The organism is Ruegeria sp. AL11 (assembly GCF_056540865.1).
The window spans coordinates 270914-289252 of record NZ_JBQFXO010000005.1 but is presented as its reverse complement, the minus strand read 5'-3'; the positions used below and the strand labels follow the sequence as shown (position 1 = coordinate 289252).

21 protein-coding genes and 1 tRNA gene are annotated in these 18339 nt (G+C 58.9%); 13 read left to right on the top strand and 9 right to left on the bottom strand.

The annotated features are described in order from the left end of the window. Positions 1-8: 8 nt before the first annotated feature. The 6 genes from pcaD to ACR0IP_RS10625 all read right to left on the bottom strand — a co-directional run bounded on the left by pcaD (position 9) and on the right by ACR0IP_RS10625 (position 4114). Positions 9-797 (bottom strand): 3-oxoadipate enol-lactonase, encoded by a 789-nt coding sequence (gene pcaD / locus ACR0IP_RS10650; protein WP_170377598.1) that lies wholly within the window; start codon positions 795-797, stop codon positions 9-11. A gap of 55 nt (positions 798-852) precedes the next feature. Next, complete coding sequence (locus ACR0IP_RS10645) at positions 853-1827, bottom strand: threonine/serine dehydratase family protein (RefSeq protein ID WP_170377600.1); 975 nt, start codon at positions 1825-1827, stop codon at positions 853-855. Next, positions 1824-2651: an alpha/beta fold hydrolase gene (locus ACR0IP_RS10640; protein WP_170377602.1), complete on the bottom strand. Its 828-nt coding sequence runs from the start codon at positions 2649-2651 to the stop codon at positions 1824-1826. Before ACR0IP_RS10640 ends, ACR0IP_RS10645 begins: the two co-directional genes overlap by 4 nt. After that, on the bottom strand, positions 2651-3337 hold the full coding sequence (locus ACR0IP_RS10635) for a haloacid dehalogenase type II (protein ID WP_170377604.1): 687 nt from the start codon (positions 3335-3337) through the stop codon (positions 2651-2653). The genes ACR0IP_RS10640 and ACR0IP_RS10635 overlap by 1 nt, the downstream gene beginning before the upstream one ends. A gap of 234 nt (positions 3338-3571) precedes the next feature. Continuing rightward, positions 3572-3647 (bottom strand) — tRNA-Ala (locus tag ACR0IP_RS10630). A 140-nt stretch (positions 3648-3787) separates the two neighbouring features. Then, the gene (locus ACR0IP_RS10625) at positions 3788-4114 is read right to left on the bottom strand and encodes a TIGR02300 family protein (RefSeq protein ID WP_170377607.1); all 327 of its coding nucleotides are present in this window, start codon (positions 4112-4114) and stop codon (positions 3788-3790) included. A 100-nt stretch (positions 4115-4214) separates the two neighbouring features. On the opposite strand from ACR0IP_RS10625, the gene ACR0IP_RS10620 reads away from it, so the two are divergent. From ACR0IP_RS10620 to ACR0IP_RS10610, 3 genes are all read left to right on the top strand, one after another. Then, the gene (locus ACR0IP_RS10620) at positions 4215-4910 is read left to right on the top strand and encodes a M48 family metallopeptidase (RefSeq protein ID WP_480525424.1); all 696 of its coding nucleotides are present in this window, start codon (positions 4215-4217) and stop codon (positions 4908-4910) included. Positions 4911-4940: 30 nt separating this feature from the next. After that, on the top strand, positions 4941-5588 hold the full coding sequence (locus ACR0IP_RS10615; protein ID WP_170377611.1) for a GntR family transcriptional regulator: 648 nt from the start codon (positions 4941-4943) through the stop codon (positions 5586-5588). Between the two features lie 210 nt (positions 5589-5798). Further along, positions 5799-6929 (top strand): lytic murein transglycosylase, encoded by a 1131-nt coding sequence (locus ACR0IP_RS10610; RefSeq protein WP_480525422.1) that lies wholly within the window; start codon positions 5799-5801, stop codon positions 6927-6929. Between the two features lie 4 nt (positions 6930-6933). On the opposite strand, the gene ACR0IP_RS10605 is transcribed toward ACR0IP_RS10610, so the two are convergent. After that, positions 6934-7896 carry an acetyl-CoA carboxylase carboxyltransferase subunit alpha gene (locus tag ACR0IP_RS10605; protein WP_480525420.1) on the bottom strand — a complete coding sequence of 321 codons (963 nt, stop codon included), beginning with the start codon at positions 7894-7896 and terminating at the stop codon, positions 6934-6936. A 123-nt stretch (positions 7897-8019) separates the two neighbouring features. On the opposite strand from ACR0IP_RS10605, the gene ACR0IP_RS10600 reads away from it, so the two are divergent. Next, the gene (locus tag ACR0IP_RS10600) at positions 8020-8853 is read left to right on the top strand and encodes an AraC family transcriptional regulator (RefSeq protein ID WP_170377616.1); all 834 of its coding nucleotides are present in this window, start codon (positions 8020-8022) and stop codon (positions 8851-8853) included. On the opposite strand, the gene ACR0IP_RS10595 is transcribed toward ACR0IP_RS10600, so the two are convergent. After that, positions 8854-9450 carry a LysE family translocator gene (locus tag ACR0IP_RS10595; protein WP_170640523.1) on the bottom strand — a complete coding sequence of 199 codons (597 nt, stop codon included), beginning with the start codon at positions 9448-9450 and terminating at the stop codon, positions 8854-8856. A 73-nt stretch (positions 9451-9523) separates the two neighbouring features. Here ACR0IP_RS10595 and ACR0IP_RS10590 point away from each other — a divergent pair, with 73 nt between their 5' ends. After that, the gene (locus tag ACR0IP_RS10590; RefSeq protein ID WP_480525418.1) at positions 9524-9976 is read left to right on the top strand and encodes an Lrp/AsnC family transcriptional regulator; all 453 of its coding nucleotides are present in this window, start codon (positions 9524-9526) and stop codon (positions 9974-9976) included. A 107-nt stretch (positions 9977-10083) separates the two neighbouring features. Next, positions 10084-10662, top strand: coding sequence for a PA14 domain-containing protein (locus ACR0IP_RS10585; protein ID WP_480525416.1), 579 nt, complete (start codon positions 10084-10086; stop codon positions 10660-10662). A gap of 53 nt (positions 10663-10715) precedes the next feature. On the opposite strand, the gene ACR0IP_RS10580 is transcribed toward ACR0IP_RS10585, so the two are convergent. Continuing rightward, positions 10716-11678, bottom strand: a complete 963-nt coding sequence (locus ACR0IP_RS10580) for an L-malyl-CoA/beta-methylmalyl-CoA lyase (RefSeq protein WP_480525414.1) — start codon at positions 11676-11678, stop codon at positions 10716-10718. 296 nt (positions 11679-11974) lie between these two features. On the opposite strand from ACR0IP_RS10580, the gene dgcN reads away from it, so the two are divergent. From dgcN to ACR0IP_RS10545, 7 genes are all read left to right on the top strand, one after another. After that, entirely contained in the window at positions 11975-12976 is a 1002-nt protein-coding gene (gene dgcN, locus ACR0IP_RS10575; protein WP_480525413.1) for an N-acetyltransferase DgcN, read from the top strand. A 66-nt stretch (positions 12977-13042) separates the two neighbouring features. Then, on the top strand, positions 13043-14008 hold the full coding sequence (dgcA, locus tag ACR0IP_RS10570) for an N-acetyl-D-Glu racemase DgcA (RefSeq protein ID WP_475218695.1): 966 nt from the start codon (positions 13043-13045) through the stop codon (positions 14006-14008). Positions 14009-14018: 10 nt separating this feature from the next. Beyond that, positions 14019-14879 (top strand): D-amino-acid transaminase, encoded by an 861-nt coding sequence (locus ACR0IP_RS10565; protein WP_480525411.1) that lies wholly within the window; start codon positions 14019-14021, stop codon positions 14877-14879. Between the two features lie 389 nt (positions 14880-15268). Continuing rightward, positions 15269-15484 carry a DUF1127 domain-containing protein gene (locus ACR0IP_RS10560; RefSeq protein WP_170472137.1) on the top strand — a complete coding sequence of 72 codons (216 nt, stop codon included), beginning with the start codon at positions 15269-15271 and terminating at the stop codon, positions 15482-15484. 205 nt (positions 15485-15689) lie between these two features. Continuing rightward, positions 15690-16163 (top strand): 50S ribosomal protein L15, encoded by a 474-nt coding sequence (rplO, locus tag ACR0IP_RS10555; protein ID WP_170377635.1) that lies wholly within the window; start codon positions 15690-15692, stop codon positions 16161-16163. A 109-nt stretch (positions 16164-16272) separates the two neighbouring features. After that, positions 16273-17637, top strand: coding sequence for a preprotein translocase subunit SecY (gene secY, locus ACR0IP_RS10550; protein WP_170555668.1), 1365 nt, complete (start codon positions 16273-16275; stop codon positions 17635-17637). After that, positions 17634-18278 carry an adenylate kinase gene (locus ACR0IP_RS10545; protein WP_425083935.1) on the top strand — a complete coding sequence of 215 codons (645 nt, stop codon included), beginning with the start codon at positions 17634-17636 and terminating at the stop codon, positions 18276-18278. Before secY ends, ACR0IP_RS10545 begins: the two co-directional genes overlap by 4 nt. Positions 18279-18339: the final 61 nt, after the last annotated feature.

Below are 18339 nucleotides of genomic sequence, written 5' to 3'. Positions count from 1 at the left end.
ACGCTCCTTCAGATGTGACCGATCTCGGTCAGGAATTGCCGCAAAAGGGCAGCGTATTCAGCGGGTTTTTCGACGCAGGGCAGGTGGCCCACCCGGCGCATCAATTCGAACCGCGAGCCGGGGATTAGGTCCACCGTTTCGCGCACCAAATCCGGCGGGGTCGAGCCGTCTTCATTGCCCGCGATCCCGAGGGTGGGCAGGCGCAGGCCGCTGGTCGGCGTATAAAAATCGGTGCCTGCAATGGCGGCACAACAGCCCAGATACCCTTCGGTTGGCTGACTGACCATCATCTCGCGCCATGCGAGGTGCTGGTTGGCGGCCCGAAAATCGCGCGAGAACCACCGCTCCATCGTCGCATCGGCCAGCGCTTCGATTCCACCGGTGCGGACGGCCTCCATCCGCTCCTGCCAGATTTTCGGCATCCCGATCTTGGCAGCGGTGTTTGACAGTACCAGCCCGCGGACCTGATCCATCCGTTTCACCGCCAGCCCTTGGCCTATCATACCACCAATCGACAAGCCGACGAAGACGCAATCCCGGATTTCGAGGTAATCCAGCAGCGCCTCGGCATCGCGGATCAGCGCGCCCATGGCGTAAGGCGCAGGCGGGACCGAGGATTGGCCGTGCCCTCGCTTGTCGTAGCGAATGATCCGCAGCCTGTCGGGCAGATGTGGCAGCGCATCGTCCCACAGGTGCAGATTGGTACCCAGCGAGTTTGCAAACACGATGGGCGCACCGTCCGGCGCGCCATCAATCCGGTAGTTTAGCTGAACGCCACCCAGATCAGCGATCGTCATGTTTTGGTTCCTTGCTCGGTCTGTGCGTGCAGATTGCACAAACCCGATATGGGTGTCAGGTCAGGAATTCCAACGCACGCGTAAAGACGCCGGGATCAACATTTCCGCCCGAGGCGACAACGATCACGTCATCCCCTTCGACTTGATCCTTTCGGAACAGGGCCGAGGCCAGCGATACCGCACCGCCCGGCTCTAGCACGATCTTGAGGCGCAAAAAGGCCAGTGCCATGGCGTGCAGCGCCTCGTCCTCGGTCACGGATAGGCCGGGGCCGCAGAGGCGGTTGAGGATCGGAAAGGTAATGTCACCCGGTTGCGGGGTAAGGATTGCGTCACAGATATTGCCTGCAGTTGCAGGATTGCCTTGGATCTGCCCCGCCTGGAGCGAGCGTTTGACGTCGTCGAACCCGTCCGGCTCACATGGGCGGGCACGCAGGCCGGGGGCGTGCGCCTCAAGCGCAAGCGCGATGCCCGAGGTCAGACCGCCGCCGCCGCAACAGACCAAAACGTCAGCATTTTTTACGTCTGCGGCTTTGGCTTGGTGCGCGATCTCAAGCCCGGCGGTGCCTTGCCCTGCGATGACTTGGGGTTCGTCGTAGGGGCGGATCAGGGTCAGTCCGCGCTCGGAGGCGAGCGCATTGCCAATCTCTTCGCGGCTTTCCTTGGCTCGGTCGTACAGAACAACTTCACCGCCCAAGGCACGCGTGTTGTCGATCTTCAGCTGCGGCGCGTCCGAAGGCATGATGATCACCGAAGAGATCCCGTGCTTCGCTGCCGCCAAGGCCACCCCCTGCGCATGATTGCCCGAGGAATAGGCGATCACGCCGCGCTGCCTTTCCGCCTCGCTCAGTGCCGAGATGGCCGACCATGCGCCGCGGAATTTGAAGCTGCCGGTGTACTGGAGGCATTCGGGTTTGACCCATACCCGGCGCCCGGCGATCTCGTCCAGAAAGGGTGAAGTCAGAAGGGGCGTCTCGCGAACATGCCCTTTCAGCCGATGGGCAGCGGCTTCGATCAGCTCTAGTGTACTCATGCTTGGTCCAGAATCTTGCGAATAACGGCGAGGGATTGCGGCTCGTCCAGAAAAGGCACATGTCCGCGATCCGGGACTTCAGCCGTGATCAGGCCCGGGTGGCGGGTCTGCATCTGTTTCAGTGTTTCTTGGCTCAGGATATCAGAGTTTGCGCCGCGCAGAACGCCCGTCGGAATGCCCTTTAGCGCCTCGAAGAAGGGCCATAGGTCCGGCACAGCGCCAACTGCGGCTTGCTCCACCAGGGCCGTGCGAAGGGCCGGATCATAGCGCAAGGCCAGCCCCTTGGTCGTCTCCTGATACTGGTTCTCAGCCTGTGAGCGCCAGATTGCCAATGGGACGCTCGGGAAATGAGGCTCCATCACCGCCTTCAGGACGGCGGCGGCCTCATCATAGGTCTTTGAGGTGGGTGCTGCGCCCACGTAGTCCATGATCCTAGAGATACCTGAGGGTTCAATCACCGGACCTACGTCATTGAGGATCACGCCCGCCAGCCGGTCCGGCTGCAGCGTCGCGAGCGTCATCGCAACCATCCCGCCGCGCGACGTGCCCAAAACCACCACTCGGTCAAGGTCCAGATGGTCCAGCAGCTCGACGACATCCTGAGTTTCGCGCAGGACGTTGTAGTTCGCGTGGTTCGGATCATGATCCGACTGCCCGCGCCCCCGCGCATCCAATGTGATCAGGCGGGTATCGTCCATATGCGGTGCGAGAAGCGAGAAATCGCGCCCGTTGCGCGTCAGTCCGGCCAGACAAAGAAGAGGAACGCCAGCGCCACTATCCTCATAGTGCAGCCGAATCCCGTCAGACGTTTTGAATTCACCCATTACAGCCCGGCCAGTTCGGGGATTGAGGTCAGGTCAGACAGAACATGCGCCGGTTTCCACGGCAGTCGATCCATCGGTTCGCCAGCGCGATTGACCCATGCGGTAACAAAGCCGTATCCGCTTGCCCCGGCAGCGTCCCAACCGTTGGAACTGACGAACAGAACCTCATCGCGGGCACATCCGAACCGGCCCTGCACAAGATCATAGACCTTGGCGTGGGGTTTGAAGATACCGACGCTTTCGACCGACAGCACATCGTCCAAAACATCGCCAATACCGGCCGATTGCACCGCGCCATCCAACATGGGAGGCGACCCGTTCGACAGAATCGCCGTCTGCAACCCGCCCTGTTTCAGGGCCTGCAGCATCTGGGGCACCTCGGGATAGGCGCGCAGCTCCCAATACAAATCCAGCAGCCGTTGGCGCAGTTTGCCGTCCCCTTGCAGCCCCGTCGCCTCGAGCGCCCAGTCCAACCCGTCTTGTGTGACATCCCAGAAATCGCAATGAGCGTCTGCGACGGCGCGCAGCCATGTGTATTGCAATTGCTTCAGCCGCCAGTGATTTGCCAAATCCGGCCATGTATCGCGGAGAGCCTCAAAGCCCGGCTCGGCAGCGGCTTGACGTGCCGCAGCGGCTACATCGAACAATGTGCCATAGGCGTCAAATACACAGGTCGTGATTGCCATCTGCTCTCTCCACTTTTTCTGGCGCAAGGTGGCACAAGAGGGCGGTGCAGGAAAGAGCCAAGGTCCAACAACATTTTGTCAGGCGCGGGATAGTCAGGCGCAGTGCCAGTAGCAGTTTGCACTTTTGCCGATGCGAGAGACCAGGCATTTCTTCCGGCAGTCTCAATGCTAACGAGACGTGCTCATCCCCTGTCGCTCAAGGAAGCAAAACCAATCCGACAATGATCTGAGATTTGGTGGAGCCTAGGGGAGTCGAACCCCTGACCTCTTGCATGCCATGCAAGCGCTCTCCCAACTGAGCTAAGGCCCCTTCCAAGTACTGCCGAGGCAGTGGGCGGACGTTTATGAGACAGCGCGCACGAGTGCAAGAGCAAAATTTGAATTCTGCGAAAAACTCTGCGCGGCTTTGCACAACGAAAAAGGGCGGCCAGTGGCCGCCCCTATATCGGATCAGTTTTCGTCTTCCGACGACATGTCCTTGATGTCGTCGAGCGAAACATCATCATTGCCGTCGTCATCATCGTCCAGCAGATCGTCATCCAGATCGACGTCGACATTGTCGTCATCATCCAGAACCAGATCATCCTCGGATGCGTTTTCGCGCGCTTTCTTGGTTGCCGCATCTTCGGCATCGGCGGCGATCATCCGGCTCTTGCCGGTTTCAAGTTCCACGATCTCGCCCGTGTAGGGGCTGACGATCGGGTCTTTGTTCAGGTCATAAAACCGCTTACCGGTGGTCGGACAAACGCGCTTTACGCCCCATTCTTCCTTGGGCATGTCAAATCCCCTTGATATCAGGTGAGTCGTCTAAAAGATTCAGTTCACCTGCCACAGGCGGCGGGTGCTGTCAAAGCCTTTGCGCGGAAGAGGACGGGATATGGGTGAACACGCTTTGCCGGGCAGGCCGCCAGTGCCGCTGACGCTGCGCAAATCCGCGCGGGCGCGACGGATCAGTCTGCGGATTTCCCAATTGGACGGACGAGTTACCCTGACTTATCCAAACGGCGTGCCCGAGGTCGAGGCGTTGAACTTCGCGCGTAGCAAGGAAGATTGGATCCGCCAGAACCTGGCGGGTCAGCCCGAGAGGGAAGACGTACGCGTCGGCGGCCTGATCCCTGTCGAAGGCGTTGAACGCCGAATCGTCCCGGCAACCGGTCGGCGCGTTCAGTTGGGCGCGGACAAGGTGGCTGTCCCGGCAGGGGCTGAGGGGCGTCGATTGGCCCGCTTCCTCAAAGAACTTGCGCGGGATCGTTTGAGCGAGGCCTGTGATGACTACGCCGCCATTCTGGGCCGGTCCTACACGACCCTGTCAATGCGGGACACGCGGTCGCGCTGGGGGTCGTGCAGTTCCCACGGCGGGTTGATGTTCTCGTGGCGCTTGATTTTGGCTCCGCCCGAAGTTCTGCACTATGTCGCTGCGCATGAGGTGGCGCATCTGGCGGAGATGAACCACTCGCCGGCTTTCTGGGCGCAGGTGGAGCGTATTTTCGGTCCCTATGATACACCGCGTCGCTGGTTGAGGGACAACGGAGCCGTGTTACATCGCTTCCGATTTGACGGGCCAGCGAGTTGACGTCACCGAATTTTGTGATCACATGAGGCCATGATAACGACACGGCCCACAGACTCGAGCATCGCAACGCATGATCGGGTCTATCGCACCCTGAGATCGCGCATCCTGCACGGAGAGATTGCGCCGGGCGAGGCTTTGACCCTCAGGGGAATCGGCAAGGAATTCGGCGTCTCGATGACGCCGGCGCGCGAAGCGGTGCGCCGACTGGCGGCTGAAGGGGCTTTATTTTTGTCGTCATCGGGGCGCGTCTCGACGCCCGAGCTGACAAATGACCGGATAGAAGAGCTGGCAGCCCTAAGGGCGCTGCTGGAGGTTGAGTTGGCCAGCCGTGCTTTGCCTCGCGCGCATATGGCGCTGATCGACCGGTTGCAGAGCATAAATATGAATGTCGCCGAGATGGTGACCAAGCGCGACGCGGTGGGCTATATCCGAACGAACCTGGAATTTCATCGGACGCTCTACCTGCGTGCGCAGGCGCCTGCGATGCTGGCCATGGCGGAAACTGTTTGGCTTCAGCTTGGCCCTACCATGCGTGCGCTTTATGGCCGTTTGCGGCGCACCGAGCCGCCGCATTATCACAAGCTAATCATTGCCGCGCTGAAGGCGGGGGACGAGCCGGGCCTGCGCCTCGCGGTCCGCTCGGACGTGACACAAGGCTTGCGGTTGCTGGTTAGCTAGATCGTTTGCGTTTGATTTGAATCGAAATACGCTGCTTCTCCCCACGGTCGACGCGCATTTCGATGGTCTTTCCTAAAGTGAAACGCAAAATGCTCTAGGCGGCCAATTGCCGAACGGCCTTTTTGGCGGTCACTGTGACCGGTCTTTCTGGTTTGCGCGCACGGACTGCGCTACGCTAAAGCAAATCACAAACCAGAGCAGATTTCAGTCATGATCAATAGACGCAGTTTTTCAATCGGTCTCAGTGCGGCGTTTTTGGCGGCGTGCAGTGATGCAACCACACCGGCGCGCGCGCCTGCATCCCGAATGCAGCCTGTTTCCAATGCGGGTTACGATGCCTGGGTGGCGGGTTTCAAATCCCGCGCTTCCTCGCAGGGCATCTCACAATCCACGCTGAACCGCGCGTTTCAGGGGGCAGGCTATCTGCCCGGTGTGATCGAACGGGACCGCAATCAGGTTGAGTTCAAACGCTCGCTTGAGGACTATCTGGCCATTGCCGCCTCGGATGAGCGGATCAGTACCGGTAAAAAGATGCTGCAACGTCATAACGGTGTTCTGTCGCAGATCGAGGCGCAATATGGCGTCGACAAAGAGGTCGTCGTGGCCGTATGGGGGCTGGAAAGCCGCTATGGCGCGCGCCGCGGTGATGTGCCGGTGATCTCGGCAACCTCGACCTTGGCCTATGACGGGCGGCGCGGTGCGTTTTTTGAAAAGCAACTGATCGCGGCCTTGCAGATCATTCAGGCGGGCGACACCTCGGCGGACAACATGACCGGCAGCTGGGCGGGCGCGATGGGGCATACGCAGTTCATTCCGACCTCGTATCTGGCCTATGCGGTCGATTTCACCGGCGATGGGCGGCGCGATATCTGGTCCGAGGATCCGTCCGACTCACTGGCTTCAACCGCTGCCTATCTGTCGCGCGCGGGTTGGGTGCGTGGTCAGCTCTGGGGCGGAGAGGTCGGCACCGTTTCCGGCACGCCCGTCGCGGTCTTGCAGCCTCAGGTGCCGGGGCCGAAGATCGCCGTGTTCCGCAATTTCAACGTGATCAAGCGCTACAATAACTCGGACAGCTACGCGATCGGTGTGGGCCATCTGTCCGACAGAATCGCTGGCGGTGCTCCCTTCAAGGCGTCGTTCGGACCGGATGAAACCGGCCTGACGCTGGAAGACCGCAAAGAGCTGCAACGCCGCCTGACCTCGGCTGGGTTCGATACCGAAGGCGCGGACGGCGTGATCGGCAAGAAATCCGAAGCCGCGATCAGCGGCTATCAGCGCGCCAATGGCTTGGCCGTAACCGGCAAGCCTTCGATTGAGTTATTGCGCCGGTTGGGCGGCTGACGGTTTACGCCGCCAGCCCTTTTGAGCCGATATCCAGGAACTTCTGACGGCGGTCCTTGATCAGGGTCACCGCATCCTTGCCGTCCAGTTCTTTCAGCATGGCGGCGATGGCGGCACGGACCGATTCAATCGCGGCCGGACGATCCCGATGTGCCCCGCCTTTGGGCTCGGTAATGATGCGGTCGCAAACACCCAGCTTATAGAGGTCCTGCGCGGTCAGGCGCAGCGCTTCGGCGGCCTCGCGCATCTTCTCGGCGTCTTTCCAAAGGATCGAGGCGCAGCCTTCGGGAGAAATCACCGAATAGACCGAATGCTCCAGCATCGCGACGCGGTTCGCCGTTGCAAAGGCTACAGCCCCGCCAGAGCCACCTTCGCCGATGATGACAGAAACCAGAGGCACGCCGATTTTCAGGCACATCTCGGTCGACCGGGCAATCGCTTCGGATTGACCACGCTCCTCTGCGCCTTTGCCGGGATAGGCCCCGGCGGTGTCGATCAGGGTCACGACCGGCAGACCAAAGCGCCCGGCCATCTCCATTAGGCGGACCGCTTTGCGGTATCCTTCGGGACGGGCCATGCCGAAATTTCGTTCGATCCGCGATTTGGTGTCAGAGCCTTTCTCATGCCCGATCACCATCACCGGCTGATCGTTAAACCGGGCCAACCCGCCGATCACAGCCAGATCGTCGGCGAAGTTGCGATCCCCGGCCAGTGGAGTGAACTCGGTGAAAAGCTCTTTGACATAGTCCTGACAATGGGGGCGCTCGGGGTGACGCGCGACCTGACATTTCCGCCATGGGGTCAGATCGGCATAAAGCTCATCCAGCAGCTTGGCGGCTTTAGCATCCAGAGCTGAGGCTTCTTCGGCCACATCCATCTCTTCATTGGCGCGGGCCAGGGCGCGCAGCTCTTCTGCTTTGCCTTCGATCTCGGCCAGCGGTTTTTCGAAATCCAGATACTGGGTCATGACGCCTCTCAACGCGGAAGTTCCCTGCTATATGACGCGTGGTCGCTTGGGATGCAACTCAGCAAGATTTGTGAGAGCCGATTATGCGACCACGATTGGGCAGAGAGAAGGAAGGGATGCCAAATGGCAACCAGTTACGAGGACCGCATCCTGCGGGTGCTGGCCTATATCCACGATCACCCCGATGGAAATCTGTCGCTGGATGCGCTGGCCGATGTCGCCGCGATGTCGCGGTTTCATTGGCACCGCGTGTTCCGCGCGTTGACAGGCGAAACCTGCGCCCAAGCGGTACGTCGGATACGGCTGCACCGTGCGGCGGTCCAGCTGGTCCGGTCAGACAGCTCGGTTTCGCAGGTTGCGCATTCCGTTGGCTACCCCAACCCGAACTCTTTCATCCGGGCCTTTACCGAGGCCTATGGCAGCAGCCCTGCTGCTTTTCGCAAAGCCGGTCAGTTTCTGCCAGCCCATCCAAACTTCAAAACCGGAGGATATCCGATGCATCCCGTGACCACCCGAACCGAACCCGCCCGCCGTGTGATCGCCCTTCCGCACAAAGGCGCGTATTCCGAAATAGGCAAAAGTTTTGAAGCGTTCGGCGCACTGTGCGAATCTCGTCAGCTTTGGCCGCAGGTTGGCCCTGTGGTTGGTATTTACTTTGACAGCCCAGATGAGGTGCCAGAGGATCAGTTGCGCAGCTATGCCGGGGCCGAATTCCGTGGGAAAGGTACTCCCGATGGGATGGAGGACGTGCAGATCGCCGGGGGAAAGACAGCGGTGCTAACCTACAAAGGGCCCTATTCTGGCTTGGAGGCCGCCTACCACAGTCTTTTTGGAAACTGGTTGCCTGAATCAGGGGAAGAGCCAGCAGATCAACCCTGCTACGAGATCTACCTCAACGATCCGCGCGACACCGTGCCCGAGGATCTGTTGACCGAGATCTGCCTGCCGCTGAAGTGATCAGCTCGGCCACAATACCGGATAGAGCGAGGCCACTAGCAGGGCTGCCATTGTCCAGTTGAATACCACCAACCGGCGCGGATTCGTCAGGAGCCGCGCCATTTGCTGCCCCAGGACCGTCCAGGTGCTGACTGAGGGCAAGTTGACCGCTCCGAACACAAGCGCAACGATGATGATGACATTGAGAGTCTGACCCGGCGCATAAGCCGTTGTCGCGGTCAGCGCCATAGCCCAGGCCTTTGGGTTGACCCATTGAAAGGCGGCGGCCTGTAGAAAGCTCATCGGCGTGCCCACGTCAGCGCCTTTCTCGGCCGGTGCGGCATGCGCGATCTTCCACGCCAAATACAACAGATACGCGACCGAGGCTGCCTTCAGCACCGTGTAGCTGACCGGGTATTGGTTGAACACCTGCACCAGACCCGCGCCAACCAGCAGCACCATGAAGGTGAAGCCAAGCCCGATTCCCAGCATATGAGGAATCGTGCGCCGAAAGCCGAAATTGGCGCCAGATGCCATCAGCATCAGGTTGTTCGGTCCCGGCGTAATGGACGAGACGAAGGCAAAGGCGATCAGGGCCAAAAGGATATCGTAGGTCATGCGGGGGATATTTACCCCATATGGCGCAAATGAAATTGCGTTATTGTGCGTGAGTGATCTAGTTTAACAATTAATGACGAAAATGGATCGAATAAACCGCGAAATATTGCGTGAACTCTCAACGGATGGGCGCATCAGCAATCTTGAGCTTGCGGATCGTGTCGGGCTATCCCCGTCGGCCTGTTTGCGTCGCGTGCAAGAGTTGGAGAAGGCCGGAGTCATTACCGGTTACCGCGCTATCCTGGACCCGAACGCGCTGGGCAAGGGGTTTGTCGCCTATATCGGCGTTGGTCTGGGAGAGCATACAAAGGCCGCTCAGGAAGGGTTTGAGCGGGCCTTACAGCGCGCCCCCGAGGTGGTGGAATGCCACAATATCACCGGTACGATCGAATATCTTTTGCGCGTGGAATGCGCGGACCTTCCATCGTATAAGATTTTTCACACCGACGTGCTGGGAACATTGCCCCATGTCACTTCAATCACGTCTTACGTGGTCATGGGGTCGCCCAAGGATTTGCGAGCGTAGCTTGGCTTTCGCGCTGGTATCACACCCTTGCGGGGTAAAAGCTCAGGTCTTAGGGTCGTTGGCAAAGACGCCCAAGACGAAATGGGCGCGTATACTGGGAGACCATCATGAACCATCTTCAAATTGGGTTGATCGCGTCCGCGCTCACCATTCTTGCCGGACACGTCGGGGCGGCGCCGCTCAAGCTGGAACCGGCTAACCCGCAACCTGGCAATGTGCAATCCGGCCTTAATGTGAAGTATGCGTGGAACGGAACGCAGCGCAAAATTCGCGATCTGAGCCACGCCAAGTCCCTATTGCCTAACGCCGAGGTCGGCACACCTCTGCTTGGATTGGACTACCGAGACACTAACAAGGGTGACCCTGTTCTGACTTTCGGTGAATCCGTCAACGTCGTGGCCGATATCAACGGCTACATTCGCTTTGATTCCCCAGGCATTTATGAGCTTGAAACCTGGTCCAATGATGGGCTCGAGGCATTTGTCGGGGGGCAACAAATCGGGTTTGTAAGGGGCATTCAGGGTTGCGAGGCCAACCAAAGAACCGAAGTCGAAGTTCCAAAAGCCGGATGGTATCCACTTAACATCGTCTACTTTCAGAAGCTCGGCACCTCTTGTTTGATGATGAAATGGGGCAAGCAGGGCGAAGAATTTACTTGGACGCCTGATAGCGCATTCGGCCGCTGAAAGCAGTACCTGCAGTAGGAAGAGCGCCAAATTGGCGCTCTTTCATTTTTAGTTTAACCGTTCGCAGCGATCAGCTCGGATTGCGCCACGATGACCTCGGCTTGTTTGATCGAAGCGATGTCGACCAGGCGGCCCTTATAAACAGTGGCGCCTTCACCATTGGCTTTGGCTTGTTCCATCGCGGCCAGGATTTCGCGGGCCTCGGATACGGCCTCGTCCGACGGGGTGAAGACCTGATTGGCCAGCGCGATCTGCTTGGGGTGGATCGCCCATTTGCCGACCATACCCAAAGTGGCCGAGCGTTTGGCCTGCGCGATATAGCCCTCATCGTCGCTAAAGTCCCCAAACGGCCCATCGACCGGCAGGACGCCATGGGTGCGGCACGCGGCGACGATGGCTGCTTGTGCCCAATGCCACGGGTCTGACCAATGCTTCTCGCCTTCGCGCAGCATGTAGTAATTCTCTTGCGTGCCGCCAATCCCGGTGGTCTGCATGCCCATGGACGCCGCAAAGTCTGCAGCACCCAGGCTCATCGCCTGCATCCGGGGCGATGAGGCTGCAATTTCCTCGACATGGGCAATACCCGCAGCGGATTCGATGATCACTTCAAACGAGATCGGCTTGCTCCGACCCTTGGCGCGCTCAATCGAGGTGACCAGAGCGTCGACGGCGTAGACATCCGCCGCGCAGCCGACCTTGGGGATCATGATCTGGTCAAGGTGGTCTCCGGCCTGTTCCAGTAGGTCCACTACATCGCGGTACCAATAGGGCGTATCCAGCCCGTTGATCCGAACGGACATGTATTTGTTGCCCCAATCGACGGAGTTCAGCGCCTCGATGACATTGGCGCGGGCGACGTCCTTGTCAGAGGGTGCAACCGAATCCTCAAGATCCAGGTTGATCACATCCGCAGCAGAGGCCGCCATCTTCGGGAACAGCTTGGTGTTCGAGCCGGGGCCGAACAACTGGCAACGGTTTGGCCGCGCCGGAGCGGCGGGTTGGATGCGGAAACTCATCGGGACCTCGCAAGAGTAATGAAGTTACGTTTTGGTTCTCGTTCGGGATATTAAATTGCGCAATGCGGTGCAAGGGTCATTGTGCAGATGCGGCAATGCGCGCGCAGCATTTCTTGCGCAAGGCGCAGTTCGCGGGTGCTTAAAGTTTGTTCAGTTTAAAAACTTCGAAGAATTTTGCGACCATCCGTCAAAACGCGCGAAAAAATATTGGTGAGGGGACGTATGTGGTGAAAATTCGCGAAACGCTCGTTCACGTGGTTCTTTAGTTTGGCGCGGAATCAAAGGAGTGCGATGCAATGATCGAGACACCGTATCTGTTGTTTTTGGGCGATGCGCCCGACCAGTTGGCCGCTAAAGTTGCCATCGGCATCCGTGACTGGCGTCCGGAAAACGCTGTGGGTCAGTACCGCATGGATGGCTGCAAGGCCGATCTGGGTATGACCGACATGACCTTGGCCGAGGCGAAAGAGGCCGGCGCGAAGACGTTGGTGATCGGTGTTGCCAACCGCGGCGGCGTGATCAGCGAGGCCTGGAAAACCGTTCTGATCGAGGCGCTCGAAATGGGCTATGATATCGCGTCTGGCCTGCACAACCTGCTGCGGGACGAAGGCGATCTGGTCGCGGCCGCCCAGACCCAAGGCTGCACCCTGCACGATGTGCGGGTGCCGACCGTTGGATACCCCATCGCAAACGGCAAAAAACGCAGCGGCAAGCGTTGCCTAGCTGTCGGCACCGATTGCTCGGCGGGTAAGATGTATACGGCGATGTCGATGGATGCCGAGATGCGCAAGCGCGGCATGAAATCCACTTTCCGTGCCACTGGCCAGACCGGTATTTTGATCACCGGTCAAGGTGTTCCACTCGACGCGGTTGTCGCGGATTTCATGGCGGGTGCGGTCGAATACCTGACGCCCGACAATGATGAAGATCATTGGGATCACATTGAGGGGCAGGGCTCTTTGTATCACGTGTCCTATTCGGGTGTCACGATGGCGCTGGTCCATGGCGGTCAGCCCGATGCGCTGATCCTGTGCCATGAGCCGACCCGGACCCATATGCGCGGCCTGCCCGAGTATTCGCTGCCGACGCTGCAGCAGCTGCGCGACACCGCACTACCACTGGCGCGGGTTGGCAATCCAGCTTGCCAAGTTGCTGGCATCTCGGTCAACACTCAGCACCTTAGCGAGGACGAGGCCAAGGCCTATCTGGCCAAGGTCGAGGAAGAGATGGGCCTGCCCACCACCGACCCTTACCGCTTTGGTGCGGGAAAACTGGTGGATGCTCTGTCCGCTCTGTGATCAAAGAAACCCGCCGGAGGATCGCCTCCGGCGGGCATATTTTTGAAAAGATGAAGGAGCAGGCGCGTGCAGGTTGAGGTCGCTCGTGATGTGTTTCGGCTGGCGCAGGTGTTTACCATCTCGCGCGGGTCGCGGACCGAAGCAAAGGTTCTGACGGTTCGAATTTCGGACGGAACCCATCAGGGCTGGGGCGAATGCGTGCCTTATGCGCGCTATGACGAAACGCTCGAGTCGGTCGAAGCTGAAATCGTGGCGCTGCCTGCCGAGTTCACGCGGCAATCGCTGACGGACCTGCTGCCCGCCGGGGCCGCGCGGAACGCTGTGGACTGCGCTCTTTGGGATCTGGAGTGCAAGCGTGCGGGCAAGCGCGCTTGGGACTTGGCCGGTCTGCCAGCTCCGGGTCCTGAAATCACGGCCTATACCCTGTCTCTGGCGACGCCCGAGGCGATGCAAAAGCAGGCAGCAGAAAACGCGCATCGGCCGCTTTTGAAGATCAAGCTGGGCACACCGGACGATATGCCCCGGTTGGAGGCCGTGCGTGCGGGTGCGCCGAAATCCAAGATCATTGTTGATGCCAACGAAGGTTGGTCGGCTGAGGTTTATGCGGATCTGGCACCTCATCTAGTTCGGCTGGGCGTGGAATTGGTCGAACAACCGCTGCCCGCAGGCGAGGATGACGCGCTGGTCGGAATGGAACGTCCGGTGCCTGTCTGTGCTGACGAATCCTGCCATGACCGGACCAGCCTGCCCAAACTAAAGGGCAAGTATGATGTGGTGAACATCAAGCTCGACAAGACCGGTGGTCTGACTGAGGCCTTGCTGCTGCGTGAGGCGGCGTTGGCTGAGGGCTACAAGGTTATGGTCGGATGCATGGTGGGCAGCTCTCTGGCCATGGCCCCTGCGACTTTGCTGGCACAGGGTGCGATGGTGACAGACCTTGACGGCCCGCTTCTGTTGGCCGAAGACCGCACCAACCCGCTGATTTTTGACGACGCCGGAGTGCATCCGCCTAGCGTGGACCTCTGGGGCTGAGGAGAGTGACATGACCCGCACCGTTTATGTGAATGGCGAATACCTGCCCGAAACCGAGGCCAAGGTATCCATTTTTGACCGTGGTTTCCTGATGGCAGATGCTGTCTATGAGGTGACCAGCGTTCTGGATGGCAAGCTGATCGACTTTGAAGGCCACGCGGTGCGCCTGAAACGTTCTTTGGACGAGCTGCAGATGGCTGAGCCTTGCACCAAGGATGAGTTGCTGGAGATCCACCGCAAGCTGGTCGAGTTGAACGAGATTGACGAAGGTCTGGTCTATCTGCAGGTCTCACGCGGCAGCGATGGTGACCGGGATTTTGTGTTCCCCTCCGCCGACACCAAACCGACGCTGGTTCTGTTCACGCAAAACAAGCCGGGTCTGGCGGATAGCCCTGCAGCGCAAAAGGGCGCCAAGATCATCTCGATCGAGGATATCCGTTGGGGACGTCGTGACATCAAAACCGTGCAGCTGCTCTACCCGTCGATGGGCAAGATGATGGCCAAGGCGGCCGGGTGTGATGATGCGTGGATGATCGAAGACGGTCATGTCACCGAGGGCACCAGCAACAACGCCTATTTTGTGAAGAACGGCAAGATCGTCACCCGTCCGCTGTCGAATGACATCCTGCACGGTATCACTCGCAAGGCCGTTCTGCGCATGGCTGCCGAAGCGCAGATGGAGGTCGAGGAACGCCTATTCACTATCGACGAAGCAAAAGAGGCGGACGAGGCCTTCACCACCTCGGCCAGCGCCTTTGTCATGCCGGTGGTTGAGATTGATGGCGTGGCGCTGGGCAATGGCACCCCGGGCCCAATCGCCAAACGCCTGCGCGAGATCTATCTGGACGAAAGCCGCAAGGCAGCCATTTAAGCGCGCTGGATCAGGGCCTTTTGGGTAAGGTTCTGAATAATACACATTGGTTGGCCGTAGGTCGGGCCAACCAATCCGTGCAAGAGCTTTAATTGCTCTGAGTTCTGACCCGATCCGCGATTTTCCTGCATTCTGCAGCTATCCTGCGCGCATGAAGTGTCCAGCGGTCATGTAAGCCTTCGCGAATTGCGCGGTCAGCAAGGTCGGCTGGTCATTGCAGGGGTTTTTTCGCCGATCGCCTTCAAATCAGTGTTGGATATGTCCGCCTTGCATAGCGGCTAGACCGTAACTGGCGTTGTTGGCCGCGCGACCTCTTCCTATCTGCTCGCTGTATCCAAAAGGAACACAAAATTTGCCGGGGAATACGCCTCGGTCTGAAAGGAAAGAAAATGGCACATACTGCAACACTCACCCCCTCGACCTTCAATTTCGGCGCACGCGTTTCCGCACTTATTGAACGCATCAAAGTCGCGCGGGCTCGGGCTGCCGAATACCAGCGGACCTACTCCGAACTGCAGCGGCTCAGCAATCGCGAGCTGGACGATATCGGAGTCCGTCGCTGCGATATCGCTGATATTGCGCACAAGCACGCGTACTGCGCCTGAACTCCCCCACCACTCACACGCGAAGAGGCGTCCTTTTGGGCGTCTCTTTTGCGTTTGGCGAGCTGCACATCCACGCGCCACTTGCAACGAGGGCCACAAAGCTGTAGAGCGCCCCGGTGGCATTGCGTCCACGAGAATCAAAACCAAGAAACGCCGTGTTTGGCCCATCACGCTTCGGGGTCACATCCGGCTTAGGAGAAGCGATATGAAACTGAACGAATTGCGCGATAACCCAGGCGCCGCACCGAAACGGACCCGCGTTGGCCGTGGTCCAGGCTCCGGTAAAGGTAAAATGGGTGGCCGTGGTATCAAAGGTCAGAAATCCCGTTCGGGTGTGGCCATCAACGGCTACGAAGGCGGCCAGATGCCGCTGTACCAGCGTCTTCCCAAGCGTGGCTTCAACAAGCCGAACCGCAAGGAATTCGCCGTTATCAACCTGGGCCTGATCCAGAAATTCGTCGACGCCGGTAAGCTGGACGCCAAAGCTGCGATCACCGAGGACGCTCTGGTTGCTTCGGGTCTGGTTCGTCGCAAGCTGGATGGTATCCGCGTTCTGGCCAAAGGCGAGGTTAGCGCCAAACTGAACCTAGAAGTGACAGGTGCTTCGAAAGCTGCCGTTGAGGCAGTTGAAAAAGCGGGCGGCTCACTGACGGTCACAAAAGCTGCTGCGGCAGAGTAAGCGCTTGTGAGCGGGCGAAGACCCGCTTACATAGAGCACTAAGTTTTCCCAGACGCCGCCCGAGCCGGAAAACGGTTCTGGGCGGTGTTTTCACAAGAGAGACCGATTTATGGTATCAGCAGCAGAACAAATGGCAGCCAACACAAGCTGGTCTGCCCTTGGCAAAGCCACCGATCTGCGCAACCGCATCCTGTTCACACTAGGTTTGTTGATCGTTTATCGCCTTGGCACCTTCATTCCGGTGCCGGGGATCGACGGACAAGCGCTGCGTGAATTCATGGAGCAAGCGGGGCAAGGCATCGGCGGCATGGTTTCGATGTTCACCGGCGGGGCGCTGGGTCGAATGGGTATCTTTGCCCTCGGCATCATGCCCTATATCTCGGCCTCGATCATCGTGCAGCTGCTGACATCCATGGTTCCCGCGCTTGAGCAACTCAAGAAAGAGGGCGAGCAGGGGCGCAAGAAGATCAACCAATACACTCGTTTCGGTACTGTGGCGCTGGCTACCGTTCAGGCCTATGGTCTGGCCGTTTCGTTGGAATCAGGTGATCTGGCGACTGATCCGGGCCTATTCTTCCGCATGTCGACCATGATCACTCTGGTCGGCGGTACCATGTTCCTGATGTGGCTGGGTGAGCAGATCACTGCGCGCGGCATTGGCAATGGGATCTCTCTGATCATCTTCGTCGGCATCATCGCCGAGGTTCCGGCCGCTCTGGCGCAGTTCTTTGCCTCGGGTCGTTCGGGCGCAATCAGCCCCGCTGTGATCGTTGGTGTAATCCTCATGGTCATCGTCGTGATCACCTTTGTGGTGTTCATGGAACGGGCCTTGCGCAAGATCCACATTCAATACCCGCGCCGTCAGGCCGGTATGAAGGTTTACGAAGGCGGCTCGAGCCACTTGCCGGTCAAGGTCAACCCGTCGGGCGTTATCCCCGCGATCTTTGCAAGCTCGCTGCTGTTGCTGCCGGTGACGATTTCGACCTTCTCGTCGGGTGCTGCCAACGGTCCGGTTATGTCGTGGCTGCTGGCGAACTTTGGCCCCGGACAGCCGCTCTATCTGCTGTTCTTCGCGTCGATGATCGTGTTCTTTGCGTATTTCTATACGTTCAACGTATCTTTCAAGCCGGATGACGTGGCCGACAACTTGAAAAAGCAGAACGGTTTTGTGCCCGGCATCCGCCCCGGCAAGAAAACCGCCGAGTATCTGGAATACGTGGTCAATCGCGTTCTGGTTCTGGGTTCGGCTTATCTCGCGCTGGTCTGTCTGCTACCAGAAATCGTTCGGAACCAGTTTGCCATCCCGTTCTACTTCGGTGGCACCTCGGTTCTGATTATCGTCTCTGTAACCATGGACACGATCCAACAGGTTCAGAGCCACCTGTTGGCGCACCAATATGAAGGGCTTATCGAAAAGTCCCAACTGCGCGGCAAAGGCAAGAAACGCGGCAGAAAGGGAGCTGCTCGTCGATGAATATCATTCTGCTTGGCCCCCCGGGTGCCGGTAAAGGTACCCAAGCGCGTCATCTGGTCGAAACACGAGGTATGGTGCAGCTTAGCACTGGTGATATGCTGCGCGAGGCCAAGGATAGCGGCACCGAGATGGGCAACCGTGTGGCCGAGGTTATGGCCAAAGGGCAGCTTGTAACCGATGAGATCGTGATCGGTCTGATCCGTGAAAAGCTGGACGCAGGCGCAGAGGGCGGTTTCATCTTTGACGGCTTCCCGCGCACATTGGCACAGGCCGACGCGCTGGGTGACTTGCTGGACAGCACGGGCAACAGCTTGGATGCCGTTATCGAGATGGAAGTCGACGACGCCGCGCTGGTCGAACGGATTACCGCGCGTTCGACATGTGGCGGCTGTGGCGAGGTCTACAACGACATCACCAAGCCAATTCCAGCGGACGGCAAATGCTCCAATTGCGGCAAAGAGAATGACTTCAAACGCCGCGCGGATGACAATGAGGAAAGCCTCAAGACCCGCTTGATGGAGTACTACAAGAAAACCTCGCCGCTGATCGGCTACTATTATGCCAAGGGTCAACTGACCAAGATCAACGGACTGGGCGAAATCGAAGAGGTTCAGGGCGCGATCGAAGCTGCCCTAAGGTAACACATCTTGACAATTGAATGCGTGCGTTTGACGAGGTATCACTTCGGCCAACGCGCGCATT

Bases quoted from the DNA above. Each gene is read 5' to 3' on its own strand.
- ACR0IP_RS10585 (WP_480525416.1), top strand. From the start codon at position 10,084: ATGAACCATCTTCAAATTGGGTTGATCGCGTCCGCGCTCACCATTCTT.
- ACR0IP_RS10595 (WP_170640523.1), bottom strand. From the start codon at position 9,450: ATGACCTACGATATCCTTTTGGCCCTGATCGCCTTTGCCTTCGTCTCG.
- ACR0IP_RS10590 (WP_480525418.1), top strand. From the start codon at position 9,524: ATGACGAAAATGGATCGAATAAACCGCGAAATATTGCGTGAACTCTCA.
- ACR0IP_RS10560 (WP_170472137.1), top strand. From the start codon at position 15,269: ATGGCACATACTGCAACACTCACCCCCTCGACCTTCAATTTCGGCGCA.
- ACR0IP_RS10620 (WP_480525424.1), top strand. From the start codon at position 4,215: ATGGGTGAACACGCTTTGCCGGGCAGGCCGCCAGTGCCGCTGACGCTG.
- ACR0IP_RS10605 (WP_480525420.1), bottom strand. From the start codon at position 7,896: ATGACCCAGTATCTGGATTTCGAAAAACCGCTGGCCGAGATCGAAGGC.
- ACR0IP_RS10615 (WP_170377611.1), top strand. From the start codon at position 4,941: ATGATAACGACACGGCCCACAGACTCGAGCATCGCAACGCATGATCGG.
- ACR0IP_RS10610 (WP_480525422.1), top strand. From the start codon at position 5,799: ATGATCAATAGACGCAGTTTTTCAATCGGTCTCAGTGCGGCGTTTTTG.
- ACR0IP_RS10580 (WP_480525414.1), bottom strand. From the start codon at position 11,678: ATGAGTTTCCGCATCCAACCCGCCGCTCCGGCGCGGCCAAACCGTTGC.
- dgcN (WP_480525413.1), top strand. From the start codon at position 11,975: ATGATCGAGACACCGTATCTGTTGTTTTTGGGCGATGCGCCCGACCAG.
- ACR0IP_RS10565 (WP_480525411.1), top strand. From the start codon at position 14,019: ATGACCCGCACCGTTTATGTGAATGGCGAATACCTGCCCGAAACCGAG.
- ACR0IP_RS10640 (WP_170377602.1), bottom strand. From the start codon at position 2,651: ATGGGTGAATTCAAAACGTCTGACGGGATTCGGCTGCACTATGAGGAT.
- pcaD (WP_170377598.1), bottom strand. From the start codon at position 797: ATGACGATCGCTGATCTGGGTGGCGTTCAGCTAAACTACCGGATTGAT.
- rplO (WP_170377635.1), top strand. From the start codon at position 15,690: ATGAAACTGAACGAATTGCGCGATAACCCAGGCGCCGCACCGAAACGG.
- ACR0IP_RS10600 (WP_170377616.1), top strand. From the start codon at position 8,020: ATGGCAACCAGTTACGAGGACCGCATCCTGCGGGTGCTGGCCTATATC.
- ACR0IP_RS10625 (WP_170377607.1), bottom strand. From the start codon at position 4,114: ATGCCCAAGGAAGAATGGGGCGTAAAGCGCGTTTGTCCGACCACCGGT.
- ACR0IP_RS10645 (WP_170377600.1), bottom strand. From the start codon at position 1,827: ATGAGTACACTAGAGCTGATCGAAGCCGCTGCCCATCGGCTGAAAGGG.
- secY (WP_170555668.1), top strand. From the start codon at position 16,273: ATGGTATCAGCAGCAGAACAAATGGCAGCCAACACAAGCTGGTCTGCC.
- ACR0IP_RS10635 (WP_170377604.1), bottom strand. From the start codon at position 3,337: ATGGCAATCACGACCTGTGTATTTGACGCCTATGGCACATTGTTCGAT.
- ACR0IP_RS10545 (WP_425083935.1), top strand. From the start codon at position 17,634: ATGAATATCATTCTGCTTGGCCCCCCGGGTGCCGGTAAAGGTACCCAA.